At 33.1% G+C, this 18,934-nt stretch carries 16 protein-coding genes; 13 read left to right on the forward strand and 3 right to left on the reverse strand.

What is annotated here, in order from left to right; all coding sequences use genetic code 11:
• Positions 1-62: 62 nt before the first annotated feature.
• The 5 genes from MODO_RS04245 (at position 63) to MODO_RS04265 (ending at position 3,395) form a co-directional block, all read left to right on the forward strand.
• Positions 63-650 (forward strand): hypothetical protein, encoded by a 588-nt coding sequence (locus MODO_RS04245; RefSeq protein ID WP_016649471.1) that lies wholly within the window; start codon positions 63-65, stop codon positions 648-650.
• Between the two features lie 71 nt (positions 651-721).
• Positions 722-1,369: a DUF4240 domain-containing protein gene (locus MODO_RS04250; RefSeq protein ID WP_006258941.1), complete on the forward strand. Its 648-nt coding sequence runs from the start codon at positions 722-724 to the stop codon at positions 1,367-1,369.
• Between the two features lie 219 nt (positions 1,370-1,588).
• On the forward strand, positions 1,589-2,257 hold the full coding sequence (locus MODO_RS04255; protein WP_006263526.1) for a hypothetical protein: 669 nt from the start codon (positions 1,589-1,591) through the stop codon (positions 2,255-2,257).
• A complete protein-coding gene (locus tag MODO_RS04260; protein WP_006258939.1) occupies positions 2,235-2,846 on the forward strand; it encodes an SMI1/KNR4 family protein in 612 nt (203 codons plus the stop codon). The genes MODO_RS04255 and MODO_RS04260 overlap by 23 nt, the downstream gene beginning before the upstream one ends.
• Positions 2,847-2,861: 15 nt before the next feature.
• Complete coding sequence (locus MODO_RS04265) at positions 2,862-3,395, forward strand: hypothetical protein (RefSeq protein WP_016649470.1); 534 nt, start codon at positions 2,862-2,864, stop codon at positions 3,393-3,395.
• 39 nt (positions 3,396-3,434) lie between these two features.
• Here MODO_RS04265 and MODO_RS04270 read toward each other — a convergent pair whose 3' ends face one another.
• Positions 3,435-4,664: an MFS transporter gene (locus tag MODO_RS04270; protein ID WP_016649469.1), complete on the reverse strand. Its 1,230-nt coding sequence runs from the start codon at positions 4,662-4,664 to the stop codon at positions 3,435-3,437.
• Positions 4,665-5,013: 349 nt separating this feature from the next.
• Here MODO_RS04270 and MODO_RS04275 point away from each other — a divergent pair, with 349 nt between their 5' ends.
• A complete protein-coding gene (locus tag MODO_RS04275) occupies positions 5,014-5,769 on the forward strand; it encodes a hypothetical protein (RefSeq protein ID WP_059050705.1) in 756 nt (251 codons plus the stop codon).
• Positions 5,770-5,847: 78 nt separating this feature from the next.
• Here MODO_RS04275 and MODO_RS04280 read toward each other — a convergent pair whose 3' ends face one another.
• Entirely contained in the window at positions 5,848-6,594 is a 747-nt protein-coding gene (locus MODO_RS04280; RefSeq protein ID WP_006261154.1) for a glutamine amidotransferase-related protein, read from the reverse strand.
• Positions 6,595-6,920: 326 nt separating this feature from the next.
• Between MODO_RS04280 and MODO_RS04285 the strand changes: the two genes are divergently transcribed.
• Positions 6,921-8,888, forward strand: coding sequence for an OmpA family protein (locus MODO_RS04285; RefSeq protein ID WP_006258934.1), 1,968 nt, complete (start codon positions 6,921-6,923; stop codon positions 8,886-8,888).
• 334 nt (positions 8,889-9,222) lie between these two features.
• Positions 9,223-9,696: a hypothetical protein gene (locus tag MODO_RS04290; RefSeq protein WP_006258933.1), complete on the forward strand. Its 474-nt coding sequence runs from the start codon at positions 9,223-9,225 to the stop codon at positions 9,694-9,696.
• A gap of 709 nt (positions 9,697-10,405) precedes the next feature.
• Here MODO_RS04290 and MODO_RS04295 read toward each other — a convergent pair.
• A complete protein-coding gene (locus MODO_RS04295) occupies positions 10,406-11,392 on the reverse strand; it encodes a diaminopimelate dehydrogenase (protein WP_059050708.1) in 987 nt (328 codons plus the stop codon).
• 770 nt (positions 11,393-12,162) lie between these two features.
• On the opposite strand from MODO_RS04295, the gene MODO_RS04300 reads away from it, so the two are divergent.
• The 5 genes from MODO_RS04300 to yaaA all read left to right on the forward strand — a co-directional run bounded on the left by MODO_RS04300 (position 12,163) and on the right by yaaA (position 18,920).
• Positions 12,163-13,086: a DUF6985 domain-containing protein gene (locus MODO_RS04300; protein ID WP_059050709.1), complete on the forward strand. Its 924-nt coding sequence runs from the start codon at positions 12,163-12,165 to the stop codon at positions 13,084-13,086.
• A 198-nt stretch (positions 13,087-13,284) separates the two neighbouring features.
• Positions 13,285-14,829: a hypothetical protein gene (locus MODO_RS04305; protein WP_059050711.1), complete on the forward strand. Its 1,545-nt coding sequence runs from the start codon at positions 13,285-13,287 to the stop codon at positions 14,827-14,829.
• Between the two features lie 69 nt (positions 14,830-14,898).
• Positions 14,899-16,689, forward strand: a complete 1,791-nt coding sequence (locus MODO_RS04310; protein ID WP_059050713.1) for a cytochrome c peroxidase — start codon at positions 14,899-14,901, stop codon at positions 16,687-16,689.
• Positions 16,690-16,829: 140 nt separating this feature from the next.
• The gene (locus MODO_RS04315; RefSeq protein WP_059050715.1) at positions 16,830-17,930 is read left to right on the forward strand and encodes a DUF695 domain-containing protein; all 1,101 of its coding nucleotides are present in this window, start codon (positions 16,830-16,832) and stop codon (positions 17,928-17,930) included.
• Positions 17,931-18,152: 222 nt separating this feature from the next.
• Positions 18,153-18,920, forward strand: coding sequence for a peroxide stress protein YaaA (gene yaaA, locus MODO_RS04320; RefSeq protein ID WP_006258926.1), 768 nt, complete (start codon positions 18,153-18,155; stop codon positions 18,918-18,920).
• Positions 18,921-18,934 lie beyond the last annotated feature (14 nt).

Raw genomic sequence — 18,934 nt, forward strand, 5'->3', positions numbered from 1 at the left:
TAACACTAGTGTTGAGAGCCTTTTTATCTTTAGTTTTATAGAGTCAAACACAAAGATGAATAATGGTTATAGAAGTAGATCAATTGATAGATTACCATTTGATTAAGTACAAAGGGTTTATCAATAAAGAGAAAAGGTTTTATGCAGAACAGAATGCAGATAGCGATTTTGTAGATATTAATTTGTTTTCGACGAGTAGTGATATTCCTGTTTTTAATATTAGAAGAGGAGAAGGTACAGGTCTATTTAAGCCTGCAAAATATGTTTTAACAGATCAGTATGGGAATACAGCAAGGTTAGAAATGCTTTCTTTTTGGAAAACTCACTATCAATGTCATTATAACTATAAGGTATATGATATTTATGCTCATCGTGGACTAAAGTGCTCTATTTTTGAAAACAGGAAACAAATCGCTTGGTGGGATAAGGAAAGAATAAGTATTAGTTATGCTGATAATTATTTTATGATTGCCAATAATGATGTTAATCAAGAATTACTTATTGCTTTTTGTCTAGCGTATGATGATTATCATTTTGAACCAGCAGAATATAGAAGGCATTTCATAAGAGATAAAATAAAACTAAGTATAGGAAATATCTTTTTTGAGAAAAGAAAATTTGATAAAAACTGGAAGGCAAATAAATATTGAGTAAAATAAAATCCAATAGATAATATTATCTAAATTTATAAAGAGAACAAGAACCTTAAAAATATACAGAAATGAGTATTCTAAAAGCAACACAACAAGAACAAGATAACTTCTTTTGGAAGATTATAGATGAATCTAATGATGTAAAAGATTTTGATTGGGAGGAATATGATCAAGATCAACACATTGATCAAATGATTGATTTATTAAGTAAAACAGACAAAGATCATTTAATCGTTTTCGAGAAAGTAATGCAACAACAATTACATAGATTGTACACTGCGGAGATAGCAGAGCTGTACATCGTCTTGAATAATGATTTTGATGTAGAAGACGATGTGATAGACTTTGATGATACGATTTCTGATGATGCATTTATCTATTTCAGATGTTGGTTATTACTTAAAGGTAAAGATTTTGTAGAAGAAATTAGTAGTGATATTCAGAACTTTGTAAATGGAGAATATAGTTTTGATATCGGAGAGTGTGATGCAGAAGAGTTATTGTATGTAGCAGACTTAGCTAATGAAGAGATGACGGGTATCGAAGAGTCAGAAGAAATAAGAGATGCTATTTATGAGTCTTTTCCAGACGTAGTGAACTATGATGATGTAGATGTGAAGATGAATAGAGAGGTAAAAGGAGGAACAGCGCTACAAAAGGCTTACCCAGAATTGGTAGAAGAAATATGTGATGTACGCTCTGACGTAGAAGAATAAGATAAAAAGAAGTTTAAAGCATCTATGCTCTAAACTTCTTTTTTTAATCCAGATTACGATAGACATCTAAACGAAAAGTAATTATATAAAAATAGGCCTGAGTAAGTGAGTATAGCATACTATAGTATGGTTTTAGAGCTAATGAAAGAGCTACGAAGTAGAATTGCTTTGTAGTATTTGGCTAATGCGGAATCTGGGTTTAAATACTAAAAGGTAAATATGAAAGGAAAGACATTGTTTAGGAGTTTGTTGATAGCAGGTTTGTTATTTGTAGCTACAGAAGCACAAGCTCAAAAAATAGAGAAAAATTATAGAGAAGATTGGACTTACTCACATAATAGATATGATGCTCAGTTAGAAAAATCCTTCTTTGGAGGTTTAGATTTCTCAGATAATAATAGAAATAAATTAGAATTTTCAAAAGAGTACCTAAACTTAGAATATAGCGGGATTCTGGAGGATGACGAGTTGCAGCAGTTGTTCTTAATGGACTTAGTTAAGAAGTATAAGTATACTAATCGTTATACAGCAACTTATGAGGTGGATATGTTTGGAAAAGTGACGATAAAAGATAACCAAGGAAACAGGATTGAGTACGGTACAGATTTGTTTGGGAATAAAATTTATGAAGACAAGAAAAGAGGGATTAAGTATTCTATTGGAAAAGATTTAATGGGAGACTATAACTATAAGTCTGGTAGAGAAAGCGCTAGTTTAAAGAAAGATATCTTTGACAGATGGAAGTATACAGATAGTTTTGGTAATAAATTAGAGATAGGACAAGAGACTTGGGGACGCTGGATTACACAGTTTAGAGACGAAGAGGGAGTATTATTTTATTTGATAACCGTATTCTTTAGACCAAATGACAACATTATGTATAGATAAGAAGGAAGATATCATCATTCCTTTTATTAGAATAGGTGATCCTTTATGGGAAGATAAGACTAGGCTGATCATTGAGTCCTTAGCTGATAATTGGTCAAATGATTTAGCTGATCCCAAATCAGAAGAGGAAATACGACTATTAGAAGCAAGAATAGCAACAAGTTTACCAAATTCTTTAAAGGAATTCTATAAAGTGTTTGGGGTAGCTGATATAGGCGAACAGTTAATCAGCTTTGATGAAATAGATTATCTTGGTAAAATATGGGAACCTCACCCAGAATACGGTCCTAGCTTCACACAAGAGGACTTATCAGTGTTACCTTACTTAATTACTTTTAGTGATTATCTAGGTAATGGTAATATGTTCTGTTTTCATAAAGAGACTAAAGAAATCTATTATTTTGACCACGATAGTCAGCCTTATTTGACGAAGATGTTTAGTCATTTTGATGATTATTTAAAAGGGTGTTTGGTTTTTGCACAAGCAGATTTGTTTGGAGAGGTAGGCCAGGATCAAGTTGATCAATGGACAGAACAAATAGTTGATGAGCTGATAGGAGAAGACCTAGTTCGTAAATGGAGATATTAAAATAAAACAATTGGAATGATAGAAATAGCTAATTGGAAAACTTTCGAAAAACAGTATAACTTCGAAGAGTCTGTATATAATTATGTAAGAAAATCACTTGAACTAATCAGCCAATCTACTTTAAAAGAAGAAGTGTTTTGTTCTTTTGCTTTTAACTGTAGTGCATATAATGGATATGTATTATTGAGTTTAGACACCGATATGCTGAATAGAGAGAGAAAGTATTACCCACCAGATTGGACTTATGAAGTTGTAGAAGATTATGTTTTAGAACTTAGAAGCCTTGGTAGTCGCCTTTATGAACCTATAGAAGATGCATATCACAATATTGTAAAGGATTTAGAAGATCAGTATAAGTTCGATGATTTTACTAATGGCTTTTTGACTAGTTTGAGAAGAGTAATGGTAAGGATAGAAAGAGAGAATCTACTATCACAGTATTTAAAAGTAACACCTGAGCTATGGACATTGGTTACTGAAATAGATGCCGATGAAGAGGAAGAAGAAAGCTTGTTACAAGAAGAGCGTACTCGCAGTATGGAAGTATAAAACTAAACAAGGGAAGTAAGTTACTTCCCTTGTTTAGTTTTATAAAGTTCGTTTGCGTACTAACTTATTAACTCTACTCATTAAGATAATACTAATAGTAGATACAACAACAAGTACATAAGCTACGATATTGTAATTAACAAGTGGGCTGTTATCATGCTCTTGGTAGACAATTAGTCCCGCGATAGCAGCAGCAATACCTCCTGATATCTGTTGAAGTGAAGAAGTAATACTCATATAAGCTCCTCTGTCAGCTGTATCAGGCACAGCACTGTTTAAGGCTGATGAAGGAACCATACGACTCATGATACCGATCATCATTAAGATATTTGTTCCAACTACTAGAGCAAAAGGGATTTGAGAAAAATTAGTATAGACCACACTAACTATCATTAACCAAATAGATGCAATGGTAAATAATTTGTATTTACTCACTCTATCACTTAAACGACCTATAAAAGGCATTAATGTTAATGAGGTAACTCCAGATATCATAAATAGGATAGGTAACTGATCTGGATGAACACCTAAGTTATTCACAGCAAAGATAGTTCCGAATGGCATCATCATAAATCCTCCTACAGATAGCATGGTGATAGACATAAATCCTATTCTATAATCCTTGTTTTTCACAGTATTCCACAGATGCGTAAGTACCTTTTTTTGAGGTTGTAGACTTAAGTGATCTCTGACAGGTTTTAAATAGAACCCAATAGCAATAGCGATAAGTATTGACAATCCTACAATCATAAAGAAAGGAGCTTCCCAAAACCATTTGTTAGCAATATATAAGCCTATAGGAATACCAAGTACCTGGCTTGCTCCAAATCCCATTTGTATAAACCCCATTACTCTTCCTCGTTGTTTTAGTGAAAAGATATCCGTGATAATAGCCATAGAGATAGAGCCTATTACTCCTCCAAATAGTCCTGTAAAGATGCGAGCAAATACGAGTGTCTCATAAGAGTTTGCTAAACCACAGAATAGGGTTCCAATGATAAAGCCAATGTAGAAGAACAATAATAGTTTCTTTCTATCAAACTTATCTGCAAAGCCTGCTGTGAGTAGTCCTGCAGCTCCTGCGCTAAATGCATAAGCAGATACAGCTATCCCAAAATCCTGTGTAGACATAGATAAGCTTTTTAGTAAGAGATCTCCTAGTGGAGCCATAACCATAAAGTCTAAGATAACAGTGAATTGTGTGATGGCTAATATGAAAATAACGAATTTCTCGTATTTGGTAAACTTTTGATCTAGCGTCTGTGTCATAGTAATATATAGAGATATCTCTTTAATTTACATCTAAATAAATTGAAAAGAGTGAAATGCAAATATAAGTCATTATTCTTTTCTTTATCTTTAGCTAGTGAGTACTAAAATAATTAACTTTATTAGTTAGATATTTACTGTATATAGTATCTACTATATTACTTGTTTATAGTGTTTTTAATTCTCTACGATGAATAAGAATAGTTTTAGTATCTAAGTTTTATCAAGTAGTACAAATAGAGAACTTTAGTGACTTAATCGTGAAAGAGGTGTCCTAAGAGAATGTTCTTGTGGAGCATATATAAAAGTATATAATATATAAAAGAGGATAGACGTAATTAAAAAGGTGATGAGTATAAGTTTATATAAAAAAAAGTACAATGAACTTTCTAAAATGTTTAGAGAGAGTTATAGCATTAAGGACTTAGCGTCTGATTTATTTGATTTATTGTATGCATTGCAAGCAGATGAACAAACGAGTGAGAATTTATTGTTGCAGAGTCATATTTATGCATTATTAGAGTATTGGGAGACTGCATATAGATTGTTACTTGAAGTAGAAAGTAGTAAAACTCATAAAATCCAAGATAAGCTTTTTGTTTTTTCAGAGAAAGCAAAGACTCATAAAGATATTTTTGGTGTAAAAGATCTTCGAAAGTTAAGAGAAAGAAAGACAATAGACCTTCTGTTTCCAGAAGATATCACCCTTGTAGAGGGGACTAATAATCAATATGGTATAAAAGAGAAGAGAGTAGTTATTTTTAATAAGTACTGTCCACTTGATCGGTTTTTGATTATTAGCGATATTCCTTTTGATAGCAGAGCACAGTCTAAGGTGATAGATTATCTATATTGGCTTACAGACTTGCGTGAAGAGCTAATAGGATTCTATAATAGTGAGAATAACGCTTTCCTTCCTTTCTTAGACGGAAAAGCAGATGATGATTGGTATGATACCTTAGATGTATATAGTGTTACAATCTGTTTACATAATTTAGCACATATTACAGCGTCTATTGCGATAGGAGACGAGCTTATCGCTGATCATATTATAGATATAGAAATTTCTAATAAAGAATGTATCGAAATGAGTATAGATGGATAATAGAATATCTTGACTCTTTCTATGTATATGAAGCCTGTATGAGTTAGAAGTGTGTTCTAATAAATACAGGCTTCTTGTTTATAGATGATGAAGTGGTCTAACGTCAGATAGTTGTTTATATTCTTCTACTAACTTATCTAAGAATGTATATAAGGCTTGATTCATTGTAGTATAGTCGTATTTCATTAGTTGTTGAGCAGACTGTACAAAGCGATGATTAGCATATCTCACTAAGCTTTCTTGGTCATTAGCAATAATTAATTCTATTACTTCTGGTGTAAATTCCATATGACACTGCAATCCATACACTAGATTAGAATATTCTATTATTTGTCTAGGACATCCTTCGCTAGTAGCTAGTACTATAGCATCTGGTGTAAGTCCTGGCATATCATTGTGCCAGTGGCCTACTGGAAGTTCATTTTCTATATGTTTAAACTTTGGATGGGTCTTTCCTTCATCAGTAAGGTGAATAGGCCATACACCAAACTCTTTTTCTGGGCTGTGACTATAAGCGTTACACAGAGCTTCTCCTATAAGTTGTGCCCCTAGACAAACACCAATAACCGCTTTATGAGCAAGTATACACTTTAGTATCAATTCTTTTTCTTTTTGTGCATCAAAATAAGGGCATTCATCTGTTGTCGTAATAGGATCTTGAGGTCCTCCTAATACGATTAGTAAATCAATGTGTTCTGCTGAGGTAGGCAAAATATTGTTTTCATATAGTTTAGTCATACTTACACTATAATTATGATTTTTTACCCAATCTAAAAAGGCACCAGGTCCTTCATACTCCTCGTGAATTACAAAATGTATATGCATTATATCTATTGTTTGATTAGCAACAAAGGTAAATGCCTAGATAATGAAGGGGATAGTCCAGAATAATCAAAAGCTTCCTAGTCCAAGTAAATAAGGCGAAATTAGAAAGTATGGGGTATATGGTTGCTTATATTTTATTAAAATATACTAAATAGTTATGGTTTGTTTGTTTTTGTTGTTTTTAAAATAATTTTTAATATATAAATAGTTGTAAAGTAGTTGTTATGTGGTATTATTGTAGGCGTAACCTCTGTTTTGTTGTGTTTTTGACAATACTTAATGTAGTTTTGTATTAGGTGATTAACCCCACATTCCCAATCTAACGTATGAGAAAACAATTACTAAAAACAGGTTTATTAAGTATTGCTTTATTTGCGCTAAGTACTAGTGTACAAGCTCAGCGTGTAGCTGAGAAGAAAGCCGACAAAGAGTATGAAAAACTAGCTTATATAGATGCTATAAAAATCTATGAACGCATGGCTAAAAAAGGGTATATTAATGGAGATATATTAATGAAATTAGCTGATTCATATTATTTTAATGGGAAGCTACTTGATGCTAATAAATGGTATACAGAGCTGTTTAATGGAGAGTATGATGATAAGGATACAGTGAAGATTCCTTCAGAGTACTACTATCGCTATGCACAAACCTTAAAAGCTGCTGAACAATATGATGCTTCTAAGAAGGTAATGGAGCAGTTCGTTGTATTAGAAAAGGAAGACTCTAGGGCAAAATTATACCTAGCGAATAAGGACTATTTAAAAACAATAGAGGAAGGTACAGCTCGTTATGAATTGACACATACATCTATTAATACTCCTTATTCTGATTATGGAGCAGCAGTGATAGGAGATCAACTTATTTTTACTTCTGCACGTCCTTCTAGTGAATTATCAAGTAAGAAATTACACGAGTGGACGAATGAGAGTTTTACTACACTATACAGTAGTACGATCTTAGCAGATGGTAAGTTAGGAGAGCCTGTTGTTTACGCTCCTGAGTTGAGTTCTAAGGTTAATGATGCTACTGCTGTATTTACGAAGGATGGAAAGACCATGTTCTTTACTCGTAATAATTCTAATTTAAAAGGAAAGCGTAAAAACAATAAGAAAAACTCGTCTCTATTAAAGATATTTAGTGCTACTAAACAAGCTAATGGTACTTGGGGAGATATAAAAGAATTACCAATCAACTCAGATAACTTTAATACTGCGCACCCAGCGTTGACACCAGATAATGAATGGTTATATTTCTCTTCTGATAGAGAGGGAAGCGAAGGGCAGTCAGATATTTTTAGAGTAGCTTTATATCCTAATGATGTGTATGGAGGTGTAGAGAATATCGGGAAGAAAGTAAATACAGCAGGGCGTGAGACATTCCCATTTATTTCTTCTGATAATTATTTATTCTTTGCCTCTGATGGTCATCCAGGTTTAGGAGGATTAGATATCTTTTCGGCTAAGTTAGAGAAAAATGGAGTGATAGGAGAAGTAGTTAATTTAGGAGCGCCTATTAATAGTCCGTTTGATGATTTTTCTATTTATATCAATAGAGACACAAATGCAGGATATGTGAGTTCAAACCGACCAGAAGGGTTAGGAGGAGATGATATCTATTCTTTTATTCAGAAAGCATGTCTACAGCATATAATAGGTACTGTATATGATATTAAAACAAAGAAAGGTATTCCTAATGCAACTGTTGTGATATCAGATGGATTATATGAAAAGTCTAAAACCATTCAGACAGATGAGCAAGGTAAGTATAGTTCTGAGACATTAGATTGTAGTGAGAAGTATCGTATTAAGGCAGAAGCACCAGAGTATAGTACAGTAGAGTTAGTATTTGCTGCAGCTGATGTGGCAGGTGATAAAGAAGTGAATATCGGTTTAGATAAGGCATATGAGACAGTAGGTATAAACGATGATTTATTTAAGAAGCTAAAATTACAACCTATCTATTTTGACTTTGATCAATCATTTATCCGTAGAGATGCATCGATAGAGTTGATGAAAGTTGTTGAGGTAATGAGAGAGTACCCAGCTATGATCATAGATGTGCGTTCACATACAGATAGTAGAGGAAATGACAATTATAATTTAGCCTTATCAGATAGACGTGTGAAAGCAACTATTAAATGGATGATTTCGCAAGGTATAGAACCAAATCGTCTGACAGGTAGAGGATATGGAGAAAGTCAACTACAGAACAGATGTTCTAATGGAGTACCATGTAGTGAAGCGGATCATCAGCTAAACAGAAGAAGTGAATTTATCATTATAAAAATGTAACAAAAAAGAGGCGAGAGCCTCTTTTTTTAATTAGGAATTAGGAGTTAAGAATTAGGAATTATCTGCCTTGCGGGCAATATGCACACACAGAGTATCAATGTAGAGATGCAATATTTTGCGTGTCACACAATACATACATATACATACATACCATTTTCGTCTCCACACAGTAGTCATAAGTCATCTCCATAATCGTAGGGACTATTTCATACATCTGTACATCGTAACCACAAACTTTGTCTAGTTATAGAAATAGTCTTTTAATGTTTGAATACTATATATTTATCTAAATTATAAGTTTTAAAATTGTTATGCTGATTTTAAATATATTAAGATGAAAAAGATAGTACTTTTTATGAGTCTATTACTTATAATAGCTTGTAGTAGTGACGATGAATTTAGTCCAACAGTTGTTGATACTAATTATAGCATCATGTTAAAGGATATTAAAGGACATAATCTATTAGACCCTACGTATGAGGGATCCTTTTCTCATCAAAAAATAGTATTATATGAAGCAGATACAAATGGTCAAAACACATCTATTATTTATAGAAAAGGATCAGAAATAATAAAGTCTGTATCTATTGAAGGAAAGACGGAATATTATCTAGAAATACAAGGAGGTTCTTATATTGCACCTGATAGATATATTGTGTATTTATCTTTGCCAAATGGGGATTTAGATAAACTGGAAATGAAGTTTAAGAAGAAAGGTCATAGTACATTGAAATATGAAGTGTACTATAACTCTAAATTAATATGGCGTGAGGGAGATATTGATTTAGGGTTTGTTATCATTAAATAGATAAATATAAATAGTTGATAATTCTATCTTTTAGAATACCAACTATTTATATTATCGGTTTATAATTTCTCTATTTTCTGTGTTTTAAAGACGTATTTATCTCCCTACAGTAATCATAAGTATGTCATCATAAGATGAAATACTTCTCACACACTCTGCTTTTACTGACTTTCTTAGGAGGACATAGTATGAGTAAGTCCATTGTTTAATGTAGAGATGTCAATATTTTGCGTCTCCACACAATACATACACAACGTTTGTGGACGCGATATATGTACATATTGTCCGTAGGCAAAAGATGCCCTACGGACAATATGTACATACCGTACCACAATCATTATCCGCAATTGTAGGGATGTATTACATACATCCACATAAAACATCAAATGATGTTTTCCTACATGCAGGTATAACGTATTGGGTTATACAGAATATTTACGTCTCCATCAACGTATATCACGCCCTATTTTAATTAGGAATTACCTGCTCTGCGGGTAATAGGTACACACAGAGTATTAATGTAGAGACGTCAATATTTTGCGTGTCACACCATACATACACAATATGTGTAGATGTGTAGTGTGGTTACGGTGTGTAGACAGAAGATGTTCCGTCTGTACCTTATATTTGTTGTGTTCTTTTTGCAAAGACTTATCACATAATTATCCCCTAATGCCTGAAAGACAACAATTCTAAATTCCTAATTGAATTATAGTATTTCTCTTCTCAGATCTTCTGCAGACTTAGGAGATAATGCACCTAGAGGAATATCATATACAGTCATAGCACCAGCTTCTCCCTTTTGAGCTAATTTATATACAGCACGCGAGAAGGCTACTAATACACTAGCAGTAAACTCAGGGTTACTCTCAAGAGTTAGTCCAAATTCTATATTTTGTTTAGTGTCTGTACCTGTGATACCAGATCTAAACACTTTACCACCATGAGGCATAGCAGAGTGGTTTGCTTTAAGTTCTTCCTCAGATATAAAGTGTACTGTAGTGTTATAATCAGCGAAGTAGTTAGGCATTGTTTTGATAGTATGTTCTATGATAGAAGTATCAGCTCCATCTTCTGCTACTACATAACAGATACGCTCATGCTTCTCAGCTGTAGTTAACACAGGATTCTCACCTTGGCGAACTCTATCTAAAGCACTTTCTATAGGGATAGTATATTGTACACCACCTTTAACTCCAGAGATACGTCTAATCGCATCAGAGTGTCCTTGGCTTAGTCCTTTTCCCCAGAATGTATATGTTTCCCCTTGAGGTAAGATACTTTCCCCTAATAATCTAAGCATAGAGAACAGCCCTGGATCCCATCCTGTAGAGATAAGGCTCAACTTATTGTGATCTTTAGCTGCTTTGTTTACCGTATTAAAGAATTCAGGAATCTTAGCATGGGTATCAAAGCTATCAACTGTATTAAACCACTGTGCGATATAAGGCACTTGTTCTGGCAGGTCAGTAGAAGACCCACCACAGATAATCATTACATCGATGATATCTCTATATTCTGTGATTTGATCGATATGTATCGCTTTGGCTTCAGTAGGAATGCTTTGAGGATCTCTTCTAGTGAAGACAGCTACTAATTCTAAATCAGTATTTTGACGAATAGCAAGTTCTACACCTTTTCCTAAGTTACCATAACCTACAATACCTATTTTGATAGGCTGATTAGAAGTATTCATATTTTTATTTTAAAAGTCTGTACAGTCCCTTTAGTTGTAGGGAGTTTCGTTTATAAGGGAGCTAATTTAGCTAAAACTTTAGACTTACTGTACACTAAATAGATTATCATTAGTTGTTTCCACGTATCTTTCCTTGGTTCACTATGAGTAAAATAAGCTCTTTAAGTCATTTCCTTATTAGCTAGAAGGGATTTGATATGTAATCTCAAAAGGAGTTAAAGTTTTTTTGTATATTTGCAGAGTATTTTGCTTTAAATCAGAACCTTGTCTGAATACTTTTTAACTTGAAAGTATATAAATCAAAGCAAAAATACTTCTTCGTTTAGTTTTAAAAAGTACTATATTTTTTAAGGCTAAAAACTCTCATTTAGTACTATCGGTTTAAAATTACTAAAAAACACTTGTCACTTTTTTCGAGTGTTTATGCGGTATTCATCGGTGTTTCTTCGGAAAAGCCCCCTTTTTTGCAATACTTTTCCGAACAACTTCCAAACCATGCCCGAACAAAGTGCTTTTTTTAGCTGTTAAACCCTTGGTGTTATTGGGGTTGGGCGTAGTTCGATAACTTCAGAACTAACATTTTGAGAATAAGTGTAGGTGCATTATGAGAACGGTAAAAAGTACTATTTGTGTTTCAATAGCAACCTAAGTATTGAGGGGAGTTATATAAATAAAATAATTTATAATCAAGATTGAGTGTTCAGCAATATGTTTTATACACTAGATAAAATATAAATTCCCTAATTTTAGCCTTGAAAAATAAAAATAGTATGGAAGAGGCACAAGTGGTAATAGATCGTATATATAGTTATCTAGACAGGTATGGTTTAAAAACGAATACAGATACTGTAGAGGATTTGATTGCTTTTATAGAGGCGCAATGGAACTTAGCTGATGAAAGTAAGTATTGTATATATGATGCCTCTATCATTATAGGACGTATGACTACTGAATATATAAGATTAAGAGAGTTTGAGAAGATGATGTTTTGGCTTGATGAAGGTGATAAGCATAGTAATAAAGATAGAAATCCTGAGTATGTACGCAATTATTATAAAGGAGAGTGTTGTTTAGAGTGTGGAAATGAAGAAGCTGCTCTGCATTATTTAAATTTGTGTTATGCTGTAGAGCCAGAGTATATCTTCACAAGAGCTCCTTTCTGCTATGAGTTTTTTAATCAACATTTAGAAAATCCTGTACAGTTGTCAGAGCCTATAGAAGGGGATGAGGTAGAAATAGAAATGGAGCTAGAATTGCCTTTGTGGAAAGCCTTTTTTAAGATGGAAGAAGCTATCCGATGTGAAGTACTACTAGATTATATAGAAGATGAGGTAGATGAGAAGGAAGCAACAGAATTAATGAATCGAATAGTAAAGGACGTTCAAGAGAATGAACAGACTATTCTAGAAGAGTTATTGAGTAAGCTAGTTTCTAAATACGAGAAGTGGCAAGTGCAGTATGGATATAAAGGAGAGGATAAAGAAACTTTTATGCCTGATATTGTAGATAAGAATCAGTTCGGAATGTTGATTACACCGATGACTATCTATATTATACCAGAATCATGGACAGAACCTCCTCATATAGGATATCTCTTTGATTGTTCATGGGATAGAGAACATGCATTAGGATTCATGACTTATGACCATAAGGTAGAGCATATTGGTGGAGCAGATAGTGCTTTTTGTTTGTAGAGGAGTTGAATTATGTAAATTAATACACACCCTTCAAGGTATATACCTTGAAGGGTTTTTTGTTGTTAATCTATATTTATCCAAAAGGATTAGGTTCTATCATTGTGAAAAGTTAATAAACAAAACAGATTGTTAGTCATAGCTTATTTTTTGTTTGATTTTTTAATTAATTATTAACATTTTAGTAATTGATGCGTAATGTTAAGGTTAACTAGTGAAGGTAGCTTTGCCTCAACAAAAAATGATAAACTAATGAAAATTAACTACAAATTACCAACTTGGATTTTAGGTCTAGTTATGACTGCGTCTGTAGTAGGGTGCCATGATGATAATAATTCAGGTAGTGGCGAAGGGGAAAACAATGGCGACAAAATTGTTTTAAAGAATCATTCAAAAACACTAGCTTTTGTTTACGCGATGCCTGGTTTTGAAAAATTAGAGATTTTTTCTCTTATTTCGAGTGAAGATAAATTAAGTGAATCTCCTGATTTCGTGTTTGGAGGACAACCTGATGGGGCTGGTTTTATGAAAGATCCTAAAGGAGATGGATATTTGATGATTACAAATCATGAGATTATGAAATCTGTTTCTCGTGTTTATTTAGATAAAACATTTAAACCTGTTAAAGGAGAGTATATTGTAGATGGAATAGGAGGGATTACAAGGCTTTGTTCTGCTACTTTAGCAAAACCAGAGATACATGGTTTTGGACCTGTATTCTTGACAGCTGGAGAGTCGGGAGAAGAAAGTATGGTACATGCTATTGATCCTATGGGATCTACTGATCTTAAATCTAATCGAGATAGAGTATTGCCAGCGTTGGGTAAAGCAAGTATGGAGAATGCAGTTCCTCTTCCTTTGGATGTTTCTAATGGGAAAACGATTGTTTTAATTGGGGAAGATCAAGGGTATTCTTCTAATCATCAAAGTGCAGGGCAATTAATCATGTATGTTGGAAATAAAGGTGATCTTCAAGGAGGAAAATTATATGCATTAAAACGTAAGTCAGGAGGATATACTGAGATGGATATGAAAAAAGGAATGGAGTATGATGTAGAGTTTGTAGAGATACCAGGCGCTAAAGATATGACTGGAGCTCAGATTAATCAAAAGAATATGGAGCTAGGAGTTATTCGCTTTTCTCGAGTAGAAGATGTTGATTATAGAAAAGGTGCAGGAAAAGGAAATGAAATTTACTTTACTGCAACAGGGCAAGCAAGCGGAGGTAATCCTGTAAATGGTTTTACGATGTGGGGAAGAGTATATAAACTAGTATTAGATAAAAACGGTATGATGACAGGTAAATTATCTGTTGCTGCAGAGGGAGATAGTGATCCTGGTAAGAACCTAATCAATCCTGATAACCTATGTGTGACTGAGAATTATGTATATATTCAAGAAGATGGAGATTCTTATTATGCCGATGCAAAACATGATTCTTATATCTGGCAATATAAAATAGCTGATGGTTCTTATAAACCATGGTTGAATATGAAGCACAATAGAGAAGATGCGGAGTGGCAAAAGAATTATAATCAATCTGGAAATCTTCAGAAATTTGGTTCTTGGGAGTTTGGAGCAATGGAAGATATCTCTGAGTTGATAGGTGTTCCAAATACTTTTTCTGTTAATATTCACTCGCATACTTGGCAAAAAAATGAATTTGTTGATGCAGATAAAGCGGGTGTGAACAAGAATAAAGAAGGAGGTCAGGTAGTGATTATTCGCAACGTAGAAAAATAGTTTAAGTTCTAATGTTTTGTAACCTCTAGTAGTATCTTATTTACTACTAGAGGTCTTTTTTTAGATTTTATGAAAACAATTAAATACACTTTTTTGATTGTTTTGGTTTGTTGTTTATTTAGTTGTTCTAACAAAACCAAAATATATGAAAATATTACTTATAATAACTATTTATTGACTCAAGTAGATAGTTTAGAAACGACAATAAATAATTTAGTAGATGCAGTAGAACAAGGTAAAGATAGTACTGTTGTTAGAAATGCGTTCGTAGAGAGTAGAAAGGCTTATAAAAAAATAGAGTGGGCAGTTGCCTATTTTTTACCTCATACAAGTAAATCAATTAATGGACCTGCACTAGATCAACTAGATTTAGATGAGAATAAATATGTACCTGCAGAAGGGTATCAGGTTGTAGAAGAATATCTATATCCTGTCTATGATCTAGAAAATTATGGCGAACTACTTATTGATACAAAGAGGTTAAAAAACTTTGTACTGAGTATACGCAAGAATTTTGAAGTAATTACCATTTCGGAAGATGTAGTTTTAGAGGCATTAAAGATGGAGTTGTTTCAGATTACAGCTTTAGGGATTACAGGTTTTGATACTCCAGCAAGTAAATTGTTATTTGTGGAAGCTGCAGCTAGTCTATCAGGAGTTAAACAAGTATTGGAGTTATCGAAGAATTGGCAGAATACAGCTTCTTATCCAGAAGTGAAATTATTATTAGATAAAGCTATAACTATCTGTCAAAAAAATCCTAACAAGGACAGTTTTGATTATCTAGATTTTATTACTTCGTATTTAGATCCCATAGCAAAAGGAATTGTAAGGATACAAAGGGACTTAGAGATTCCTTTTAAGGATGGTAATCAAGTGGTAAAAGGTAGTGTGAACTCACTTTTTGATAAGGATTTGATTAATTTAAATGCTTTTTTACCAGATTCTACTTACTATTTAACGCCAGCAAAGGTTGCTCTAGGTAAAGAATTGTTTTTTGATAAAAAGCTTTCTAAAGATAGTTTTAGAAGTTGTGCTGATTGTCATCATCCAGATAAAGCGTTTAGTGAGCCTTTTAAAACAGCATTAGGCCTAAAAGGTCAACCACTTCTGCGCAATACGCCTTCTCTGAATTACTCAGCATATTATCACGGGCAGTTTTGGGATATGCGAAGTGTTACTTTAGAGAGTCAGTCTTCTGATGTAATCACAAATAAAGATGAGATGCATGGAGATTTAAAACAAATAGTAGCTCATCTTAACGAAGAAGAAAAATACAAAAAACAGTTTAAAACAGTATACCAAACGGAAAAGGAAATAGAAGTATGGCAATTAGAAAATGTGTTAGCTTCTTATATTCGTTCTCTTTCTGTTTTTAACTCTCGTTTTGATCAGTATATGAGAGGTAATAAACAAGCTTTAACTTCTCGTGAAAAGAAAGGGTTCAATTTATTTGTAGGTAAAGCACAATGTGCAACTTGTCATTTTATGCCGGTGTTTAATGGGACAGTTCCTCCGTTTTTTGTGAATTCGGAACAAGAAGTATTAGGAGTACCAGCAGATAAACAAGGTAAGGTCTTAGATGGTGATTTAGGGAGATATGTATTTAATACAGATCTACCACAATTAAAACATTCGTTTAAGACACCTACTGTTAGGAATATAGGAGAAAGCGGTCCTTATATGCATAATGGTGTGTATGAGACTTTAGAAGAAGTAATGGATTTTTACAATAAAGGAGGAGGATTAGGTATGGGACTAGAAGTAGAAAGCCAAACCTTACCAGAAGACCCTTTACAGTTAACAGAGAGTGAAATTTCTGATATAGTATTATTTATGAAGGCATTAAGTGACCAATAATAAAAGTTAAATTCGTTTTAAAGCTCATGGTGTAGAACAATACATTGTGAGCTTTTTTAGTTATAGAAGTAGAGTAGAAGAGTTTCTTGTGATTTATTGAAAAAAGAGTACTTTTAGCACTCAAGTTTAAAAGAAATGTTATGGGGTTTTTTGATAAATTATTTGGGAAAGGCGTTAAGGAGGCAAATACTGTTGAATTAGAGACACAATATCAACAGTTTTGGGATTGGTTTATTGCTAATGAATCGAAATTCTATAAGACAATAGAAAATCATGAACGTGTAGTGGAGGATTTTATTGACATTGTCAGCCCTAAGTTAAAGGCTATTAATCCAGACTTTAATATGCTAACAGGGATGGGAAAAGATGGGATAGGAGAACTAATTATTTCTCCTGATGGTAGACTAAAGTCATTGCCTTTTGTAGATGATTTTATTGAAGCAGCTCCAGAGCATGAAAGATGGCGTTTTATCAGTTGTAAACCGAGTGTAAAAGGGATAGGGTTAAATATGAATGGTTTTTTACTAGATGAAGAGACAGTTTCATTTGTACCTATTCACGACGATGAGTATCCAGATTATATTCATTTACGTTTTATAATTAAAGAATGTACTCCTGAGAATGAAGAAGAAATAGGGAATGCTCTTTATATGTTTTTAGACAATTACCTAGGTGAGATTAAGACAATGACTATGATAGATTACTTAGAGGTAAAAGGAGAGGAAGGTGTTGAGGGAGAGTTGATTACTGTGTCTAAGTTAAGTGATTATTTAAGTTATAGGGAAACGGAGTTTGTGGAGAAGTATGATAGTGTGATTCGCAATAGTGAGGAGGATACTTATTCTATATTAGAAAGTAATACTGATCATGAGCCCTTAATAGTGGTAGTGAATACTAGTTTTTTAAACTGGGACCAGAAGATGTCTTACCCATGGGTAGTGAAGGTATCTATAAAGTATAAAGGACGTGAGGATGGGCTACCAAATAAACAAGATGTCACGACAATGGATGAGATAGAAGATCTAATTCTCGAATCAGGAATCTTGCATAGTGTGGCCAGAGAGACAGGTTCTGGAGAACGCACTTTATTCTTTGCAACAAAAGATTATAGAAGCGCATCTAGAGATGTATTCAAAACAATCGGCTTATTTACAGATCGCTTTGATATTGACTATACTATTTATAGAGATAAATATTGGATGGGGCTAGAAGTCTATACAAGAGCGATTAATAGAGGATAATGAATGCAAAGCAATGTATGCGACAGTTATATTTTTTATTTAAATCATTTTAGTTATTATCTATTTAGTAATGAGAATGATTAGTTGGAATTTAGGGATTTATTTAGTTGATAAAGCTGTTAGAAAAAGTGTTAAAACAAGGATAAAACCTAAAAACACAGGGATAGTAAATATGAAAATCTAAATAGTTATCCTATATTTGGGATGCTAAAAAAAGAAATCATGAAAATTTTAATATCGCCTGCTAAGAGTTTAGATTATACAACAGCGGTGCCTGTAGAAAAAGCTACAAAAGCTTCATTCATCAAAGAATCAAAAGTAATCAATGAAGTTTTACAATCTAAAACTCCTATGGACTTAGAGGCTCTAATGAAGATATCTAACAATCTAGCAGAACTAAATTGGAAGAGAAATCAAGAGAGAGCTTTTGTGAAGAAAGCTGGAAGGGAAAAAGATTTTAGACAAGCAGTTTTTGCTTTTAATGGAGATGTATACGCTGGTTTAGACCCTTATAGTCTAACAGCAGAGAAAATAGAGATATTACAAGATAAATTAAGAATATTATCAGGTCTTTATGGCTTGTTAAAACCTTTAGATGAAATAGAACCGTATCGCTTAGAAATGGGAACTAAAATGGCTGTAGGAGCAAATGCAAACTTATATGAGTTTTGGAAACCAATTTTAGCAGAAGCTTTAAATAAAGAAATGAAACAAGGTGAGTTACTAATTAACTTAGCTAGTAATGAATATTTTAGTGCTATTGATAAAAAAGCGATTAAAGGAACTCTTGTTACTCCAGATTTTAAAGAATTGAGAGAGGGAAAACTGAAGACAATCAGTTTCTATGCTAAAAAAGCAAGAGGAATGATGGTGCGTTATATCATAGATAATAATGTCAATGATATAGAGGGTTTAAAAAAGTTTAATGTAGATGGGTATGCATGGAGTGAAGCTGATTCTAAGGGTAATAATTTAGTGTTTACAAGATAAAATTTTATATACCA

Source organism: Myroides odoratimimus (assembly GCF_001485415.1).
Lineage (GTDB): Bacteria > Bacteroidota > Bacteroidia > Flavobacteriales > Flavobacteriaceae > Flavobacterium > Flavobacterium odoratimimum.

What these genes read in the sequence shown, in the direction of transcription:
- MODO_RS04280 (WP_006261154.1), bottom strand. Translation starts at nt 6,594, where the DNA reads ATGCATATACATTTTGTAATTCACGAGGAGTATGAAGGACCTGGTGCC.
- MODO_RS04275 (WP_059050705.1), top strand. Translation starts at nt 5,014, where the DNA reads ATGAGTATAAGTTTATATAAAAAAAAGTACAATGAACTTTCTAAAATG.
- MODO_RS04245 (WP_016649471.1), top strand. Translation starts at nt 63, where the DNA reads ATGGTTATAGAAGTAGATCAATTGATAGATTACCATTTGATTAAGTAC.
- MODO_RS04300 (WP_059050709.1), top strand. Translation starts at nt 12,163, where the DNA reads ATGGAAGAGGCACAAGTGGTAATAGATCGTATATATAGTTATCTAGAC.
- MODO_RS04290 (WP_006258933.1), top strand. Translation starts at nt 9,223, where the DNA reads ATGAAAAAGATAGTACTTTTTATGAGTCTATTACTTATAATAGCTTGT.
- MODO_RS04260 (WP_006258939.1), top strand. Translation starts at nt 2,235, where the DNA reads ATGACAACATTATGTATAGATAAGAAGGAAGATATCATCATTCCTTTT.
- MODO_RS04270 (WP_016649469.1), bottom strand. Translation starts at nt 4,664, where the DNA reads ATGACACAGACGCTAGATCAAAAGTTTACCAAATACGAGAAATTCGTT.
- MODO_RS04285 (WP_006258934.1), top strand. Translation starts at nt 6,921, where the DNA reads ATGAGAAAACAATTACTAAAAACAGGTTTATTAAGTATTGCTTTATTT.
- MODO_RS04255 (WP_006263526.1), top strand. Translation starts at nt 1,589, where the DNA reads ATGAAAGGAAAGACATTGTTTAGGAGTTTGTTGATAGCAGGTTTGTTA.
- MODO_RS04295 (WP_059050708.1), bottom strand. Translation starts at nt 11,392, where the DNA reads ATGAATACTTCTAATCAGCCTATCAAAATAGGTATTGTAGGTTATGGT.
- MODO_RS04315 (WP_059050715.1), top strand. Translation starts at nt 16,830, where the DNA reads ATGGGGTTTTTTGATAAATTATTTGGGAAAGGCGTTAAGGAGGCAAAT.
- MODO_RS04310 (WP_059050713.1), top strand. Translation starts at nt 14,899, where the DNA reads ATGAAAACAATTAAATACACTTTTTTGATTGTTTTGGTTTGTTGTTTA.
- MODO_RS04250 (WP_006258941.1), top strand. Translation starts at nt 722, where the DNA reads ATGAGTATTCTAAAAGCAACACAACAAGAACAAGATAACTTCTTTTGG.
- yaaA (WP_006258926.1), top strand. Translation starts at nt 18,153, where the DNA reads ATGAAAATTTTAATATCGCCTGCTAAGAGTTTAGATTATACAACAGCG.
- MODO_RS04305 (WP_059050711.1), top strand. Translation starts at nt 13,285, where the DNA reads ATGTTAAGGTTAACTAGTGAAGGTAGCTTTGCCTCAACAAAAAATGAT.
- MODO_RS04265 (WP_016649470.1), top strand. Translation starts at nt 2,862, where the DNA reads ATGATAGAAATAGCTAATTGGAAAACTTTCGAAAAACAGTATAACTTC.